The sequence below is a fragment of the Candidatus Methylomirabilota bacterium genome, assembly GCA_036002485.1.
GTDB lineage: Bacteria > Methylomirabilota > Methylomirabilia > Rokubacteriales > CSP1-6 > AR37.
Genome location: DASYTI010000044.1, coordinates 1 through 16,638 on the forward strand (window position 1 = coordinate 1; position 16,638 = coordinate 16,638).

At 69.0% G+C, this 16,638-nt stretch carries 19 protein-coding genes; 6 read left to right on the top strand and 13 right to left on the bottom strand.

What is annotated here, in order from left to right; genetic code table 11:
- Positions 1–149: 149 nt before the first annotated feature.
- From VGT00_05165 to VGT00_05180, 4 genes are all read right to left on the bottom strand, one after another.
- On the bottom strand, positions 150–779 hold the full coding sequence (locus VGT00_05165; protein ID HEV8530782.1) for a class I SAM-dependent methyltransferase: 630 nt from the start codon (positions 777–779) through the stop codon (positions 150–152).
- Positions 780–999: 220 nt separating this feature from the next.
- On the bottom strand, positions 1,000–1,299 hold the full coding sequence (locus VGT00_05170) for a LapA family protein (protein HEV8530783.1): 300 nt from the start codon (positions 1,297–1,299) through the stop codon (positions 1,000–1,002).
- A 26-nt stretch (positions 1,300–1,325) separates the two neighbouring features.
- Positions 1,326–2,705, bottom strand: a complete 1,380-nt coding sequence (locus VGT00_05175) for a DHH family phosphoesterase (GenBank protein HEV8530784.1) — start codon at positions 2,703–2,705, stop codon at positions 1,326–1,328.
- A gap of 162 nt (positions 2,706–2,867) precedes the next feature.
- Positions 2,868–3,209: a hypothetical protein gene (locus tag VGT00_05180; GenBank protein ID HEV8530785.1), complete on the bottom strand. Its 342-nt coding sequence runs from the start codon at positions 3,207–3,209 to the stop codon at positions 2,868–2,870.
- A gap of 123 nt (positions 3,210–3,332) precedes the next feature.
- Between VGT00_05180 and VGT00_05185 the strand changes: the two genes are divergently transcribed.
- The gene (locus tag VGT00_05185; protein ID HEV8530786.1) at positions 3,333–5,273 is read left to right on the top strand and encodes a cation:proton antiporter; all 1,941 of its coding nucleotides are present in this window, start codon (positions 3,333–3,335) and stop codon (positions 5,271–5,273) included.
- 6 nt (positions 5,274–5,279) lie between these two features.
- Here the strand turns inward: VGT00_05185 and VGT00_05190 are convergent, their stop codons facing one another.
- From VGT00_05190 to VGT00_05205, 4 genes are read right to left on the bottom strand one after another with little or no spacing between them, the layout of a single operon-like run.
- Positions 5,280–6,110, bottom strand: coding sequence for a rhomboid family intramembrane serine protease (locus VGT00_05190; GenBank protein ID HEV8530787.1), 831 nt, complete (start codon positions 6,108–6,110; stop codon positions 5,280–5,282).
- A gap of 10 nt (positions 6,111–6,120) precedes the next feature.
- Positions 6,121–7,323, bottom strand: coding sequence for a 2,3-bisphosphoglycerate-independent phosphoglycerate mutase (locus VGT00_05195; GenBank protein ID HEV8530788.1), 1,203 nt, complete (start codon positions 7,321–7,323; stop codon positions 6,121–6,123).
- A gap of 6 nt (positions 7,324–7,329) precedes the next feature.
- Positions 7,330–8,238, bottom strand: a complete 909-nt coding sequence (locus tag VGT00_05200; protein HEV8530789.1) for a VOC family protein — start codon at positions 8,236–8,238, stop codon at positions 7,330–7,332.
- Positions 8,239–8,257: 19 nt separating this feature from the next.
- Positions 8,258–9,187: a fumarylacetoacetate hydrolase family protein gene (locus VGT00_05205; protein HEV8530790.1), complete on the bottom strand. Its 930-nt coding sequence runs from the start codon at positions 9,185–9,187 to the stop codon at positions 8,258–8,260.
- A 218-nt stretch (positions 9,188–9,405) separates the two neighbouring features.
- Between VGT00_05205 and VGT00_05210 the strand changes: the two genes are divergently transcribed.
- The 4 genes from VGT00_05210 (at position 9,406) to VGT00_05225 (ending at position 11,382) form a co-directional block, all read left to right on the top strand.
- On the top strand, positions 9,406–9,939 hold the full coding sequence (locus tag VGT00_05210) for a hypothetical protein (GenBank protein HEV8530791.1): 534 nt from the start codon (positions 9,406–9,408) through the stop codon (positions 9,937–9,939).
- Positions 9,940–10,064: 125 nt separating this feature from the next.
- Positions 10,065–10,403, top strand: coding sequence for a hypothetical protein (locus VGT00_05215; GenBank protein ID HEV8530792.1), 339 nt, complete (start codon positions 10,065–10,067; stop codon positions 10,401–10,403).
- Positions 10,404–10,449: 46 nt separating this feature from the next.
- Complete coding sequence (locus tag VGT00_05220; GenBank protein ID HEV8530793.1) at positions 10,450–10,863, top strand: VOC family protein; 414 nt, start codon at positions 10,450–10,452, stop codon at positions 10,861–10,863.
- Positions 10,864–10,875: 12 nt separating this feature from the next.
- Positions 10,876–11,382, top strand: a complete 507-nt coding sequence (locus VGT00_05225; protein ID HEV8530794.1) for a DinB family protein — start codon at positions 10,876–10,878, stop codon at positions 11,380–11,382.
- A gap of 9 nt (positions 11,383–11,391) precedes the next feature.
- Here VGT00_05225 and VGT00_05230 read toward each other — a convergent pair whose 3' ends face one another.
- The 4 genes from VGT00_05230 to VGT00_05245 are packed head-to-tail and all read right to left on the bottom strand — an operon-like array spanning position 11,392 to position 14,756.
- A complete protein-coding gene (locus VGT00_05230; GenBank protein HEV8530795.1) occupies positions 11,392–12,396 on the bottom strand; it encodes an ABC transporter substrate-binding protein in 1,005 nt (334 codons plus the stop codon).
- A gap of 34 nt (positions 12,397–12,430) precedes the next feature.
- Positions 12,431–13,177, bottom strand: a complete 747-nt coding sequence (locus VGT00_05235) for an ABC transporter permease (protein HEV8530796.1) — start codon at positions 13,175–13,177, stop codon at positions 12,431–12,433.
- Positions 13,174–13,956, bottom strand: coding sequence for an ABC transporter permease (locus tag VGT00_05240; protein HEV8530797.1), 783 nt, complete (start codon positions 13,954–13,956; stop codon positions 13,174–13,176). The genes VGT00_05235 and VGT00_05240 overlap by 4 nt, the downstream gene beginning before the upstream one ends.
- Positions 13,953–14,756: an ABC transporter ATP-binding protein gene (locus VGT00_05245; GenBank protein ID HEV8530798.1), complete on the bottom strand. Its 804-nt coding sequence runs from the start codon at positions 14,754–14,756 to the stop codon at positions 13,953–13,955. Before VGT00_05245 ends, VGT00_05240 begins: the two co-directional genes overlap by 4 nt.
- A 403-nt stretch (positions 14,757–15,159) precedes the next feature.
- Here VGT00_05245 and VGT00_05250 point away from each other — a divergent pair, with 403 nt between their 5' ends.
- Positions 15,160–15,645, top strand: coding sequence for a hypothetical protein (locus VGT00_05250; protein ID HEV8530799.1), 486 nt, complete (start codon positions 15,160–15,162; stop codon positions 15,643–15,645).
- A gap of 14 nt (positions 15,646–15,659) precedes the next feature.
- On the opposite strand, the gene VGT00_05255 is transcribed toward VGT00_05250, so the two are convergent.
- A complete protein-coding gene (locus tag VGT00_05255; GenBank protein ID HEV8530800.1) occupies positions 15,660–16,631 on the bottom strand; it encodes a transketolase C-terminal domain-containing protein in 972 nt (323 codons plus the stop codon).
- Positions 16,632–16,638: the final 7 nt, after the last annotated feature.

A 16,638-nucleotide genomic window follows, 5' to 3' on the forward strand; every position in this document is an offset into this window, starting at 1 on the left:
GCTGAGGGGCGGAGCCACGAGGCGAGGGCTGAGTGAGAATTACGCCTCACCTGCGGCCTTCGGGCGTCGCCTCGCATCTGCACCTTTTTGAGCCGCCTGAGAGCTTGCTGGAACTTGCTGGAACTGGGGAGAAGACCGGGCGGAGCTGGCTACTTACGGTTGACGCACTTGATCAGGCGCCAGCCGTTGAACAGATTGACCTTGGTCGAGATGTCGGGGATGAGCCCGACCTGCTCGAGCAGGGGCTCGAAGGGCAGGTTGGACTTCCAACCCAGCCGGGTGCACACGGGCGAGACGAAATCTTCCAGTCGACCGACCACCCGCCGCTCGCTTCGGAAATGGTTGAGGAGCACGATATTGCCGCCCGGTTTCACCACCCGACGCATCTCGCGCAGCACCCCCACGGGGTCGGGCACCGCGCTGATGGTATAGGTCGCCACCGCCGAGTCGAACTCGCTCTCGCCGAAGTCCATCACGGTCGCGTCCATGACCTTGAGGGTGACACTGATGAGCCCCAGCTCGATGATCTTGTCCTGGGCCTTTTCCAGCATTTCTTCCGAGAGATCGATGCCCGTGATGTGGCAGTGGGTCGGGTACAGGGGCAGGTTGAGCCCGGTCCCGATGCCGACCTCCAAGACGTGGTCGTTTCTCTTGATGTCCAACAAGCGCATGGCCTGCTCGCGGCCGGGGTGGAAGATCCAGTCGAAGACGAAATCGTAGGCGGGGGCATAGAACTTATAGGCTCGCTTGACCTGCCGCTTTTCGAGCGCCCTATCCACCCTGAGCCTCCTTGGGACGGGGCTAAAAAAGTGCCCCCGTGTGCGCAACTTCTGCACTTCTAACACAAGGCCCCAGCCTTGCCAAGCGCTTTCTGACCCATTGATCCTAAAGGAGAAAATTCCGAAACGCGAAGGGGAGTCTCGATGGCCCGCCACCTCGGTGACTGTCGCCACGGTGACGCTCTGTAGCGACGGCGGCAAGGGATGAGGGATGCGCCGCCTATCGAGGGATGGTGTCGGGACCGGGGGCCGCGGTCGGGCGCGGGGCAGGAGCGTCCGCAAGCTGAGCGATCCTATGCTCGAGCTGGCGGATCTTGAGCCTCAGCCGGATCTGCTGGGCAAAGCCGCTGATGGCGGCGAAGATGACGCCCACGAACGCCGAGAAGAGGATCACGAGGGAGAGCGGCAGGCTCACGGTCTGCCATTGCAGAAAGCGCACCTCGACGGAGTCTGGGTTCTGGATGGCAAAGATCATCGCGAGGACCCCGACCACGGCCATCAAGAGATAGATGAAGAGCATGGGCGCCTCCTCGCTCGAAAGGCGTGTTAGTGGGCTTTGCCGTTCTGGCCGAGGGCGCGGAGAAAGCGCTCGATGATGCGCTCCTGGCACCCGGTGCTGGAGCGGGTCTCACCACCCGCCTCCAGGAGATCGCGCAGCGGCATGACCGCCTTGGCCATCGTGCGATGGCCGCCCGCCGAGCCCAAGTCGCCGAAGGCCGCGCGCGTCACCTCGCCGGCGCTCTTGACATAGCCGACATTGCGTACGGAGACGTGAAGGTCGCCGGCCACCTCGCCCGAGACGACGGACCACTCCACGCCCTCGGCCTGCAGCCCGAAGTCGGCGAACTGGGGAATGAGGTCGACGGTGGCCACCCGTCCCAGGTGGGAGAAGAAGACGCCCTTGACGATGCGTCGCTTGACGAGCCCCGCGGCCAGCGCGTCGAGGGCGGCCTCGGAAAGCTCGGGGCGCTCGATCCGGCGCAAGGCATTGTGATTGGCGAGAAGGTAGAGGTAGGTGAAGGCCTCGAGGTCGGCCTTGGTGCCGCCGCGCTCGAGCCCCAGGGTGTCGGCCTTGATGCCATAGAGCAGCGCGGTGGCCAGGCGCTGGCTGATCTTCACGTCGGCGGCCCGTAGATACTCGACGAGGATGGTCGAGGTGGCGCCATAGGATGGCCGCACGTCGCGGATATGGGCACGGATGGGCTCCTCGATCGGGTGGTGGTCGATGACGAGGTCGACGTCGACGAAGCGCTCCTCGAGGAAAGAGGGCTGCACATCGACCATGGCCACGCGGTCGAAGCCGTGCATCTCCCGCGTGGTGATCGGCTCGACGTCGATCTCGAGGATCTTGCACATGGCCAGGTTCTCCGGCCGTGTGATGGTGCCGAAGGTGCAGATGGGCGCTCCCGTGCGATTGCGTCCGAGCAGGGTGCGCAGGGCCAGGGCGGAGGCGATGGCATCGGGGTCGGGGTCGTCCTGCATCAGGATGAGGACCCGCTCGGCGTCGTAGAAGTGCGTGCGCAGCCGCTCGGCGCGCGCCCGGGCGCAGGCGCGCTCGAGCTCGGGCTCGAGCACGCGCTCGGCGAAGGCGGCGGGCGATACCGTGACGATGCCCGAGCCGCGGAGCCGCTCGTCGGCCACCACGAGCACGGCGGCGTCCGGGACGCCGGCCCGGATGGCCGCGACCACGAGCGGGAGCCGGGCGGCGGGCGCGGCCACCACGAGCGCCCCGCGACCTTTGGCGAGGAGCCGCCGGTAGGACGGCGCGTCCTCGGGATCACCGACGGTGGCGCGGATCTTCCGTCGCGCGAGCCGTGTTCGCAGGGAGACCGAGGCGACCAGGTAGCTCGGCGGCTCGCCGCCGAAGGCGACGTGGCTGCCCAGGTGGGGCAGGAGATCTTCGGGCACGACCAGCACGGGGCGCATCGGTGAGCGCCTTCGGAGGCGAGGGCTCTCCTAGAAAGCTCGGAGGGGGGCTCCGCCCCCCTTCCGAAGCCTCCCCCCGAAAACTAGATGGCGCCGGCGAAGCCGGCGCTCGAAGCGGAGCGTTCTTGCTCGGGAGGGCAGGGGAATCACTTCGACGGTCTCCTAGCTGCGCGAGCGGCGGTAGGCCAGGCTTCCCGCGCGAACGCCCGCGCGGACCGCCCGGGTGAGCCGGCTCGCCTGATCGCCCACGCTCTCGCGCGAGGTCGCCAGGGTTTGGCTGATCGAATCGAGGGACTGCTTGAGCGCGCGCTGGGCCCGGCCTATCTGTTCCGCGGCCCGGCGCTCGAGCCGTCTGAGCTTCACGCGGGCGGCTCCGACGCTGCCCGCCGTCTCCGTGCGGAGCGCCTTGAGCTGTTTCTCGAGCTGGGCCAGCCGCGCCTCCAGTTCCTTGAGCCGGGTTTGCGCGGCGCTCGGCGCTGTGCGGCGTCGGGGACGCTCGGCCATGTCTCCTCCCATGTCACGCGAGTCTAGTGGAGCCCCCCCCAGGAGTACCTCAAGGCCTGCCCGGGAAGCAAGCATCTTAGGCCACTGGCAATGGGCCAGGACCGGGGTATTCTGCGTCCGGCCATGAGCGCTGACCCCATTCTTTTCCGCGACCTCGCGTACGTCTTCATCGCGGCGGTGGTCGGCGGTGCCCTGGCCTGGGTGGCGCGCCAGCCCCTCGTTCTCGGCTATGTCCTGGGCGGGCTCCTGATCAGCCCGCTCACCCCGGGGCCCTCGGTCAGCGATGCCCACAGCTTCGAGCTCTTCGCGGAGATCGGCGTCGTCCTGCTCATGTTCTCGGTCGGGATCGAGTTCTCCCTCCGGGATCTCCAGCGCGTCCGCTGGGTGGCCCTCGTGGGCGCGCCGCTCGGGGTCCTGCTCACGATTGGCCTCGGCGCGGGCACCGGAGCGGTGCTGGGCTGGCCGCCCCTGCAGGGCCTCATGGTCGGCATCGTGATCTCCGTGTCGAGCACCATGGTGCTGGCCCGGCTGCTCATGGAGCGAGGTGAGCTTCACTCGCGCCACGGGCGGGTGCTGATCGGCATCAGCCTCGTCGAGGACCTGGCCGCCGTCGTGCTCATGGTGGTGACGCCCGAGCTGGGCTTGATCGAGCCCAAGCGGTTCCTCGGCATCGGGTTGGCGCTCGGCAAGTCGGCCCTCATCCTGATCCCATTCTGGTATCTCTCGAGCAAGGTGTTTCCGCCGCTCATGACTCGAGCGGCCCAGACGCGCAGCTCGGAGCTCTTCCTCCTCTTCGCGCTGGCCGTGGGCCTGGGCACCGCCGCCGCCACGCAGGCCATGGGGCTGTCGGTGGCCCTGGGAGCCTTTCTGGCCGGACTCGTCATCAACGAGTCGGACTATGCCCACGAGATCCTGGCGCGCCTGCTTTCTCTCCGGGACGCCTTCGTGGCGCTCTTTTTCGTCACGGTGGGTGTCCTGATCGATGTGCGGAGCGTTCTGAGCAATCTTCCGCTGCTCGGGACCATGGTCGCCCTCATCGTCGTGGGCAAGCTCGTGCTGCGCGCGGCCGTCGTGTGGGCGCTCGGCCAGCCGCTCTCCACCTCCCTCCTGGTGGGCACGGGGCTGGCGCAGATCGGCGAGTTCTCCTTCGTGCTCGTGCAGGTCGCGCGCAGCGCCGGGCACATCAGCTCCGACGTGTACCAGACGGCGCTGGCCGCCTCGCTCATCACCATTCTCCTCAACGCCGCCCTCTTCCGCGTCATGGAGGGATGGGTGGGCAAGCTCGGCCTGGGCGGCCGGCGGCACCGGAAGGAATTGGCCGTCGAGCGGTCCGGGCTGCACGACCACGTCGTCCTCTGTGGATTCGGCCGCGTGGGGAGCGCCATCGGCGAGGCACTCGAGAGCTTTGGCATCCGGTATCTCGTCATTGAACTAGATCCGGACGTCATTCGAGGGCTGGCCGCGCGCGGGGTGCCGTGCCTCTTCGGCGACGCTGCCCATGGGCGGCTCCTCGAGCACGCGGGCGTCGATCGCGCGACGCTTGCCGTGGTCACCGTGCCCGTGGCTGATCGAGCGCGCCTCGCTGTCCAGGGGCTCCGTCGCATGCGCCCCGACCTCCCCATCCTGGCGCGCTTTCACGACGCGGCGGCTCGCGAGGGACTCCTGCGCGCGGGCGCCGACGAGCTCATACAGCCCGAGACCGAGGCCGCGGCCACGCTGATCCGCCACGCCCTCCGCCGCCTCGAGCTTCCTCAGGAGCGCATCCTGGCCTATCTGGGCCGTTTCCGCGGCGCCATGGAGATGGCGCAGGGCAACGCGGGCCCGGCCGAGGCGCTGCCCGCGGTGGAGGAGGTGGTGATGGGGGCTGGGCCGCTCGCCGATCAGACGCTGGGCGAAGCGCGCGTCCGCGAGCGCCTCGGGGTGACGGTGGTCGCCATCACGAAAGCCCACGGCCCCGTGCTGCACAACCCGACGGCCGGCACCGTCCTGCGCACGGGCGACCGCCTCCGGGTCTTCGGTCTGCCCGATCAGCTGGCGGCCTTCCGGCGCGAAGCCGGCAGCTGACGCGGCTCAGGCGGCGAAGGCCGTCCACAGCGCGAGCGCGAAAGCGACGACGGTCAGGCCGAGGCATAGGGCCGCGAGCACCCGATGCATGCCGCTCTCCGGCCGGCCCGGGCCGGCGCCCAGCGCCATGGCCGCGAGAAAGCCTCCGGCGAATCCGCCGCCATGACCCCAGTTGTTGACGTGGAAGCCTGGCAAAAAGCCCAGGACGAAGATGACGAGGGCCCACGTGCCGTACTGTCGGAGCACCGCCTGACCGAAGAACCCGCCGCGCTGCCGCCCGTAGTAGACCATGGCCCCGAAGAGACCGAAGACGGCGCCCGAGGCGCCGAGGGTGAAGGTAATGCCGACGAGGTTCGAGAGGACGAAGCCGAGAGCGCCGCTCACCGTGAAGATCACGATGAAGCGTGCGTGGCCGAAGACCTCCTCGACATCGGAGGCCATCTGACGGATCCAGAGCAGGTTGAAGACCAGGTGAAGCAAGCTGCCGTGCAGGTAGATCGCGGTGAGCACGGTCCACCAGCGGCCGAGATGCCAGGCGACCGCGCCCGTCATACCGAGGGCGTTCAGGGCCGGGCCGCTCGGCGCGAGGAAGTCGAAGGGGCCGCGCGCGCGGAGCAGTCCACTCGGATCGAGGAGGAGTGAGGCGACATAGGCCGCCACCGCGACGATGGTGACGAGCCCCGCGAAGTCCAGGCGGCCGATCACGCGCCCGAGTGAGGGCCCGAATCCCCAGAGGCCGGGATTTCTCCGCCCGCAATAGAAGCAGGCCGACGCATCCGCGCGGTTGAGCTTGCCGCAGGCGTAGCAGAGGATGGAGCCGGACCGCTGGCGGAACACCGAGCCGGCGCTAGGCCCCGTACTTGATGAAGCGGAGGGCGTTGGCCATCAGGATGGGCATGAGCTCCTGCGCGGGCATGACGCCAAGGGCCCCGCCCGCGCAGTCCCGCTCCGTGAAGCGGCTGACGTGGTCGGCCCCGCTGTAGCGGCTCGCCACGAGAGCGGGAACCGGCTGCCAGCCATGGGCCGCGAGGATGGACGGCGTCGAGTGGTCGCCCGAGACGGCGAGGACGTCAGGCTCGAGGGCGAGGAGGCCGGGCAGCTCCGCGTCGAAGCGCTCGAGAGCCGCCACTTTCGCGTCGAAGTCGCCGTCCTCCCCCGCCTTGTCGGTGTCCTTGTAGTGCACGAAGAAGAAATCGTGGGCCGTCCACTGCTTGCGGAGCGTCTCGATCTCGTCGGCGAAGGTCGACCCCGTCTTCAATACCTCCATGCCGACCAGCCGCGCGAGCCCGCGGTACATCGGATAGGCCGCGATGGCGGCCGCGCGGAAGGCGTAGATCTCGGGGAAGAGGGGCAAGGCGGGCTGGGTGTCGAAGCCACGCAGCAGGATCATGTTGGCAGGGGCGGCGTCCTGGAGAAGCCCGCGGGCGCGCTCGATGAACTGATTGACGATGACGGCCGTGCGCTCGGCAGCCGAATCGAGGGCGCGCACGGGCACGGGCGGCTTGCCGAGGGCCTGCGGGTCCGTCTCCGACAGATGTCCCGACAGGCCCTGGCCGCGGAGCACGAGCACGAAGCGGTGCTCCTTGACGGGCTCGATCAGGAGCGTGGCGCCCTCTATGCTGATCTGTCTCAGCTTCTCGCAGAGCTTGACGCAGAGCTCGGTGGTGATGCGCCCCGCGCGCCGGTCGGTGATCCGGCCCTCTGCGTCGACGGTGCAGAAATTCCCTCGCGCGGCCACGTCCCCTGGCTGGAGCGGGAAGTCGATGCCGAGGGCTTCGAGCACGCCGCGGCCGACGGGGTGGCGGAGCGGGTCATAGCCGAAGAGCCCCAGATGTCCCGGCCCGCTGCCCGGCGTGATGCCGGGTCCGACGTGGCGCAGGAGCCCGCAGGCCGAGCGGGCGGCCAGCGCGTGCAGGTGGGGGATTCTGGCCGTCTCGAGCTCGCTCTTGCCCGTCTCCGGCCTCGGGAGGCCGCCGAGCCCGTCGAGGGAGCAGAGCACGATCTTGGTGGTGTTGGGCTGGGCGAGCCCGCGCAACAGATCGAGATCCACCGAGGCTCAGGCCTCCTTGTTCTCGGCGAAGTCGGCGGGTACGGGCGGACCCCACACGTAGAGCGAATCCTCGGGGGGAAAATTGCGCGGCTCCCAGGCGCAGCTCTCCGGGATATGGTCCAGGTCGTAGAAGTACTCCGCGAAGCTGCCCCACGGGTCGCGGATGTAATAGAAGAAGTTCGAGCCGATGACGTGACGCCCGAGTCCCCAGCCGGGTTGCCAGCCGCGATCGGCCATCGCGGCGGCGCTCAGCGCGATCTCGTCCACCCCGCCGACCTCGAAGGAGGCGTGATGGAAGCCGGGCGCCCTCGAGGCCAGGAGGGCGAGGTTGTGATGGTCGGTCGTGCAGCGCATGAAGGCGATGATCTCCTGCGAGCGGTCCGACAGCTTGAGCCCCAGCACCCGCGTGTAGAAGTCGACCTGACGGGTGATATCCGGCGTGAAGAGGAGCACGTGGCCCAGGCGCCGCGGCGCGGGCTTGAGGCCACGCTCGGGGGCGCCGCGCACGGCCTGGCGGGGCGCGTAGCCGGGCCCGTTGAGGGGCGGCGGCGGGTCGGCGGGGGCACCGGGCGCCGCCTCCTCGCGCACGTTGACGAAATTGCCGTCGGGATCGCGGAGCCAGAAGCCCTCGCCGGCCCCCCCGCGCGGCGGATCGACCTCGGGTGTGCCATTGAGCCGGACCGCCTCGCGCGTGCGGGCGAACTCCTCGCCGGTGGCGCCGAAGCAGAGATGGTGCAGCCGCTTGCGAGGACCCTCGTAGAGCTGCACGCTCTCACGCGACTGGCGCGCGGTGCGCAGACGCACGGCGGCGCCGCGGCCCGACTCGTCCACGAGGCCGAAGTCCTGATAGTAGCGCTGGCCGAGCGTCTGGTCCGGCACCTCGAGCGCGTAGTGAAGCAGCGAGCGTACGGGCATGTCGACCTCCCGGGCGCGGTCAGGCGTCCTTGACGGGATTCTCGAGCGTGCCGAGCCCCGTGATCTCGAGCTTGCAGACATCGCCGGGGCCGAGCGTGATCTGGGGCTTGCGCGTGAAGCCGACGCCGGCCGGCGTGCCCGTGGCGATGAGATCGCCCGGCGACAGCGTCATGATATTGGTCAGGTACTGGATGATGTAGCCGAGGTCGAAGATGAAATTCTTGGTATTGCCGTGCTGCATGAGCGTCCCGTTGATCCAGGTCTTGAGCTCGAGCACATGGGGGTTCGGGATCTCTGCCCTGTCCGCGATGTACGGGCCGACAGGGGCCAGGGTGTCGCCCATCTTGCCGGGGCCCCACTGGCTCGTGTGGAACTGGAAATCACGGGCGCTCGCGTCGTTGATGATGGTGTAGCCGAAAATATAGTCCAGCGCCTTGTCCTTGGGGACGAAGCGCGCCGTCTTGCCGATGACCACGCCCAGCTCGACCTCCCAGTCGAGGGTCTTCTCCCCGCGGGGCCGGAGGATGGGCTCGCCCGGATCCAGGATGGCGTTGTTCCACTTCGGGAAGACCGGGGGCTCCTTGGGCACGGGGTTCCCCGACTCCTCGGCGTGGTCTCTGTAGTTGAGACCTATGCAAATGAACTTACCCGGGTCGTTGATCGGGGCATGGAGCCTGACCGAGCCCGCGGGATGGGCCACGGCTTGGAAGCGCCCCCCTTTGATGGCCTCCAGCATGGCCGCGAGCGCGTCCTGGCTCGCTGGGCCCCCCTCCAGGAAGCCGCGAGTGCTCTGAGGGAAGAGCGCGGCGGCAATGGCTGAGGCTCGGACCACCCCCCGGGAAGCCAGAAGGGCGGCATAGGTCGCCTCGAGGTCGACCACGCGGTCCTTGCCTTCGAGGATGCCCAGGCGGGGCGACTGGCCATTGTGGGAGAACCGGACGATCTTCATGGGTGAGGCTCCTCCTCGTGGTTTCGGGGAAGCGGTCTGAGGCTGCGGGCGGAATCATAACACCCCCGGCGCGGGCAGGATATCCGGCCGCCCGGGGGATTTCTACCGGCTGGTTTTTCCTTGATATATTCGGGCCGAGGCGCCTATCTTAGACAAAGGGCAGTGGTCGTATCAATCAACGTAGGAGATGCTTCGCAACGAGTGACGGAGGTAGCGCCATGAAGGCTTCTTCGTGGATTTCCGCGGTCGTCGCGGCCGCCGTTCTGTTCTCGGGGTCGCTCATGCCGCTGGCGGCCTGGGCCCAGACCCAGCCGGCGGAGCCGTCACAGCTGGCGCAGGCGACTCCCGCTACCCCGGCGCCTGCCGCGCCGGCTCCGCCGCCACCTCCTGCGCCCCCGAAGCAGGTGCTCGAGCCGTCGCTGGGGGACCGGCAGCCCGTACCCATCATGACCCATTCCAACCTGCCGCCCGCGCTTGATCCCGTCACGTCTACGGATCCGACCTCCGGCGATGCCGTGGCTGCGGGCTTTCTCAATGTCATCTACGTGCCGGGCAAGGCCATCATCTGCGCGACGGGGACCCTGACCAGCGTCCTCGTCATGCTCCTGACCTTCGGCAGCGCCTATCGCGCCGCCACGGGCGTCTTCAATGAAGGGTGTGGCGGCGACTGGGTTCTCACCCCCGAGCATGTCAGCGGTCAGATCCCCGGCCCCGGTGATGCGGGCTACTATCCGGGTACTCGCCGCTACTAGTTGGACCTGATCCCGCCTGAGCACCTCCCGCCACCGGTCGCGTGGCCGGAGGGCGTCCCGCGCCTGCCCGAGTTCCACGCCGCTCCCGCTCGGCGGTGCTCCGACCGCAGCGCCTGACCGCGGTCGTGGCTCCTCCGCCCCGCCGGGTCGTCCCCCTCCTCTTCTTCGTCTTGCTCGTGGTAGGCTTCGCTGCCGGCATCTGGGGAACGTGGCGCGCCATCTACCCGGGGCCGGGCCTCCACCGGGTCACGGGAGTGTTCGAGGCACGCGCCGGCGATACGCTGATGGTCGTGCATCACGACGCCGCCCCCGGCCTCATGGACGAGATGGCCAGCATGGTCTTCTTTGCCGAGACGAAGGAGATGCTGGACGCGGCGGGTCTCCAGCGCGGCGATCGAGTGCGATTGACGGTGCGCCAGCTTCCCGATCGCTATCTCGTGGTCGAGATCCGCAAGATTCAGTGAAGGAGAGCTGTTCCCTGCTGCGCAAGCGGCCCCAATGGAGGCAATCATGGCCTTTCGGATCAACCACATTCACTTGAAGGCCCCCGACCCGCGGCGGACGGCCGAATGGTACGCCAAGGCCTTCGATTTCAAGATCGTCAACGACGAGACGCGCGTCTTCGGCGACCGTTTCGTGCGCTGCCAGAGCGCCGACGGGGGCATGGCCGTCAATATCTCAGGCCCGCGCACCGGGGAGAAGCTCGGACCGGGTGACGCCTCCGCCCACTTCGGTCTCGAGCATTTCGGCTTCGACACCACCGAGATCGAGGGCGATATCCGCCGGCTCGAGGGTCTGGGAGCTCAGCTCCTCGAGGGGCCTATCCAGCTGCCGAACGGCGGGCGCATCGCCTTCCTGCGCGCGCCCGACGACACGCGCGTCGAGCTGGTCCAGCCGGGGAAGGTGGCGGGCGGCTGCTGCTGAGGCTGGTGTCCCTTGCCGTCGCCGGTGCGGACGGTGGAAGAATGGCGGCAGGCGCCGCGGGCCGAGCGTCTGGCGCGCCTGACCCTCACGGGCGACGAGCTGGCGCGGGCCATGGCGGGGCAGGGACCGGAGCGGCTCGCGCGCCGGCCCGACGGCGTCAACTGGGCGCCCGTCGAGATCCTCTGCCACCTTCGGGATACCGAGGAGTCTTTTCTCGACCGATTCCGGCTCGTCCTGACCATGGACGAGCCGCGGTTCCCGACCACGAACCCGAACCGCTGGGCGGCCGAGCGCCAGTACCTGCGCCACGACGCCGCGCCGGCGCTCGAGGCTTTCAGGAGACGGCGTGCCGAGACGCTCGCCTTCCTGCGCGAGCTGTCCGACGGGCAATGGGATCGCGCGGGCGTCCAGATGGACTCGCGCGGCCGGCGCACCCTCGACGACTTCCTCGCCGTGATGGCCTGGCACGACCCCAATCACCTAGACCAGTTCCGTCGCGCCGTCGAGGGCCACGCCTAGCCGGCGAACTTACTTGCGGCCGGCCTCGCGCACGGCGCGATCCCGGTAGGCGAAGTTGAAGATCCGGCTCACGGGGAGCAGGTCCTTGTATTTCAGATAGCCCATGTCAGCGGCCAGTTTCTGCATGGACTCGAGCACCGCGGGGTCCGTCTCGAGATTGGGGTCGAGCACGTGGGCGCGTGCCTTCTGGATGACCTCGGCCTTGGCGCCCGTGTACTTGACCATCACCTCGATGTTGCGGGGCTGCTTCCAGCCGTTGTCGAGCGCGAGATCGCGGGCGGCTTTGAGGTAGGCCGTCATCACCGTGTGCGCGAGGTCGGGGTTCTTGGCCGCCCAGTCCTTGTTCCAGAATATCGCCGTGATCGGCGTGGCCCTGGCGTCGGCCGGACGGGTCAGGGGGCGCACAGCGACCCCGCGCTCCTCGGCCAGGGTGGGGAAGGGCTCCGACACGATCCCGGCCTCGACGGCTCCCGACTCGAGGGCGGGGACCATGTCGGGGAACGGCATCAGCTTGATCTGAACGTCCTTGAGGGTGAGGCCGTCGAGCTTCAGGGCCTCTTCGAGCATCCATTCCACCGCGGCCCCCCGAACGTTGAGGGCGATCGGCTTGCCTCGGAGGTCGGCGATGCGCTTGATCTCCTTCCCCCAGGACGCCTTGCGCACGGTGAAGTAGTCGGCGAGAAAGCCGGAGTGCTGCGGGGCCACGAACTCCACCGGGAGCCCCGACGCCACCGCGTTGAAGCCGGCCGCGCCCATCCCGGCCGCGCCGACCTGGAGCTGGCCGGTGGCGACCTGGGACAGGATCTCGGGGCCGCCGGCGAGGCGCACCATCTCCACGCCCACGCCCGCCGCCGGCAGGTGCCGGTCGCCGAGGATGTACAGGGCCGCGAAGGAATCGGTGGGGAGGTAGCCGATGCGGACGGAGGGCTTGGCCTGCGGCGTGGCGGCCGGCGCGACGGCCAGCACGGCCGTGGCCAGCAGCATCAACGCGACGACCGCGCGACGGATCGCCATCACGGACACCTCCTCATCGAGAGCTCGGGGGTGATCATCGCCAGCCGACCTCGTCCTGCCAGCCGAGCGCGCGCCGCTGCACCGCCTTGAGCCCGCGTGTGGCCCCGAGCCCCATGAGCCCGATCAGCACGAACGCGGCATACATCTCGCCGGTGAGCAGCATCTGCCAGTAGCGGAAGACCAGGTGGCCGAGGCCGGACTTGGCTGTCACGAACTCTACCGCGATGACCGTGATGAGCGCCAGCCCCAGCCCCAGCCGGAGCCCGGTGAGCACGGCGGGCAGCGCCGCGGGCAGGATGACCTTTCGGAAGAGGGCGAGACCCCGAGCCCCGTAGTTGCGGTCGGCCTCCACGAGACGCGGATCGATGGTCGCCGTCCCGCCGACCGTGCTGGTGACGATCTGAAAGAACGCGGTCACCGCGGCGGTGAAGATGAACGCACCCTCGCCCACGCCGAGAATGATCAGGAACAGCGGCAGCAGCGCGACCTTTGGCAGGGGATAGAGAAGGGCGACGGAGGGCTCGATCAGCCGACGCAGCGGCCGCCACAGGCCCATGCCGAGTCCGAGGGGCACGCCGGCCACCGCCGCCACCACGAAGGCGGCGGCGAGCCGCGTGAGCGTCATCAGCGCGTCGCCCCAGAACTCGCCGGCGCTCAGGAGGTGCCCGAGCATGGTCACGATCACGCTGGGCGGAGGGAAGTAGCGGGGCGACACGAGAGCCGTCCGCGACGCGGCCTCCCAGAGGGCGACGAGCAGCACGGGAACGACGGCACCGGTCACGCGCCGACCTCGGCGATGTCCTGGGCCCAGGGAATCAGGCGACGCCGCAGCCACTCCACGGCCCACGTGAGGACGGCGCCGAGGGCGGCGACGGTCACCAGCGCCACGTACATGTCCTCGACGCGCAGGATCTGCCACGAGAGCCAGAGGAGCGAGCCCAGACCGCGCGGGGCGCCGACCATCTCCACGACCACCACCACGATCAGCGCGTAGCCCAGCCCGAGGCGGAGCCCGATGAAGATGGACGGCAACGTCGCGGGCAAGAGCACCGAGAGGAAGAGACGGCTCCCGCGCGCCCCGAAGTGCCGGGCGGCCTCCAGCACCGTGCGGTCCAGCTGCTGCACACCGGTCATCGTCGTGTACGTCACCAGGAAGAACGACGTGAAGGCCGCCGTCACGGCCACCGCCACCTCTTCGGCCCGCAGGGCGAACGAGAGCAGGGGCAGGAACAGCACGCTCGGGATCGGATAGATGAGCGCGAAGAGCGGATCGAGACCTTCGCGCGTCCGGCGCGACATACCCATGGCCAGCCCGACGACCACGCCGGGCCCGGCGGCCAGCGCGAACGCCGCGGCCACGCGAGTGAGGGTGACGCCGAGGTGGCTGGGCAGGGTGCCGTCGGCCACGAGGGCGATGAGGTGACGGGCGATCACCGACGGCGGAGGGAAGAAGACGGGCCGCAGCGCCCCCATCGTGCTGGCGATCTCCCAGGCCACCAAGAACAGCACGGGCAAAGCGAGGGCGACGAGATCGTGCCGCGGGCGAAGGCCTGGCCTCACGGCGCCGGCGCCCGCCGCTCGGCCTCGGCGCTCCTCAGCACTTCTTCCCGTAGCTCGGCCCAGATCTTGTCCACCAGGGCGCCGAACTCCGGCGAGGCGCGCGCCTCCAGGCCGCGCGGCCGGCCCAGGGGCACCGGGAACACGCGCTTGACACGGCCGGGCCGAGCCGTGAGGAGCACGACCCGATCGCCGAGGAGCAGCGCTTCCTCGAGGGAGTGCGTGACATAGATCACCGTGGTGCCGAGGCTGGTCCAGATCCGGAGCAGCTCCTCCTGGAGGATCGCGCGCGTCTGAGCATCGAGGGCGGCGAGGGGCTCGTCCATCAGGAGCACCTCGGGATCGTTGGCGAGGGCGCGCGCGATGCCCACGCGCTGCTTCATGCCGCCGGAGAGCTGGTGCGGGTAGGCACGGGCGAACGGCGCGAGCCCGACCAGGTCGAGCATGCGGCCCGCCTGCCCCTCGCGCTCGGCGCGCGGGACGCCGCGGTTCTCCGGACCGAACACCACGTTGTCGAAGACGGTGCGCCACGGCAGCAGGGCGTGCTCCTGGAAGACCATGGCGGTGAGCGGCCGGCCTGGACGATCGGGACGGATCTCGACCACGCCGGACTCGCGCGGCGCGAGCCCCGCCACCACTCGCAGGAGGGTGGACTTGCCGCAGCCGCTCGGCCCGACCAGGCACAGGAACTCACCGGGCTCGACCTCGAGGCTGACTCGCTCGAGCGCGGTCAAGCGCCCGTCGCGACCTGCGTAGGCGACGGTCAGGTCGCGGATGGAGACCTTCGCAGCACCGGGTGCCATCGGCGGCCGAACGGTACCATCGCGTTGCGTCAGCGGTCAATGGCGGCGGGGTCAGGTGCGGCGGGGTCAGGTCTGCCCAACGACATTCTGTTGGGCAGTCCTCCCTGGTTAGACCGCGATGTCGTGATGCAACACCTGACCCAGATCGATCCCGATCGCGCGGCAGGGGGACCTCACGGCCGGGCCCTGCGTGCTAGATTGGAGCCATGAGTGAGCCCACCGACCGGTCTTGGGTTGAGCCCGCTACCAGCGAGGCCGATCCTGTCATCGACGCCTATAAGAAGGACGTGGACAGGACGCTCTTGCGCGCCAACTTGGCGCGGACGGTCGAGGAACGAGTCCGCAATCTCGGTCGCTTGCAGCGTTTCGCCGACGAGTTGAGGCGGGCGGGTCGCGCCCTGCGATGATCGACCTGGAGCGAGCGCTCCAGGAGCTACACCGGGCCGGGGTGGAGTTCATCATCGTGGGGGGGGTCGCCGCCACCATTCACGGGTCAGCGCGCCTGACACAGGACTTGGATCTCGTGTATGCGCGCACCCCCGAGAACATCGCGAGGCTGGCCGCCGCTCTCGCTCCCCACAGCCCGTACCTGCGCGGGGCACCGCCGGGGTTGCCCTTTCGGTGGGACGCCGAGACGATCCGGCGAGGCCTCAACTTCACGTTGACCACGGCCCTGGGTGATCTGGACCTGTTCGGAGAAATCGTGGGCGGGGGCGGCTACGCTGACCTTCTGTCTCATAGCCAGGTCGTCAAGGTGTCGGGGAGCGAATACCGATGTCTCGGTCTCGCGCGTCTCATCCACGTGAAGCGAGCCGCCGGGCGCCCCAAGGACTTGGAGGCCGTCGCCGAACTGGAGGCCCTTCAAGAAGAGCGGCGCGATCAGAAATAGGCGCAAGTCGCGCGCTACAGCGGACGCAGGGACTCCTTGAGCACTTCGTAGACGGCGGCCTTGATGTCCTCCCGGTTCGGCAGGGCGGCGCGCTCGAGGGTCGGGCTGTAGGGCACGGGGACGGGGAGGGCGCAGACCCGCCGCACGGAGGCTTTCAAGCAGCGGAACGTCTCGGGATCCTCGGCGATCAGCGCGGCGATCTCCGAGGCTGCCGAGCACGTGGCGGGCGCTTCGTCCACGATGACCACGCGGCCGGTCTTTCGCACGGAGGCGCGCAGCGTCTCGACATCCAGGGGAACGAGCGTCCGCGGATCGACCACCTCGATGGAGATGCCCTCCTGCGCCAGCTCCTCGGCGACGGCCAGCGCCTCGGGCACGTAGTAGGCGAGACCCACGATCGTCACGTCCGTGCCCGCGCGCTTTACCTCCGCGACCCCGAGGGGCACCAGGTGGTCTCCGTCAGGCACGGGGCCGGTCGCCGTGGCGAGCCGGCTGCACTCGAAGGAGACCACCGGATTGTTGTCTCGGATGGCGCTCTTGAGCAGGCCCTTGGCGTCCGCGGGCGTCGAGGGCAGGATGATCTTCAGTCCCGCGAGATGCATCCACATCGAGTACGGGCTCTGCGAGTGCTGGGCGGCGAGGCCGATGCCGCCCCCGGTGGAGCAGCGGTAGGTGACCGGGAAGTCGGCCTGCCCGCCGAACATGTAGCGGATCTTGCTCGCCTGATTGACGATCTGATCCATGGCCACGAAGGAGAAGGTCACCATCCGCCAGTTCACGATGGGGCGGAAGCCCGAGCCCGCCGCGCCCAGGCCCATGCCCGTCAGCACCGCTTCGGAGATGGGCGTGAAGCGCACGCGCGCCGGACCGAACTCCTTGATGGGGTCGCCCGTGAAATCGGTGGCGAGGAGGATGACCCGGGGATCGCGCCGCATCTCTTCGGCCACGGCCTCTTCGAGGGCCTTCTGAAAGCTGATCTCGCGCATGTCGCGC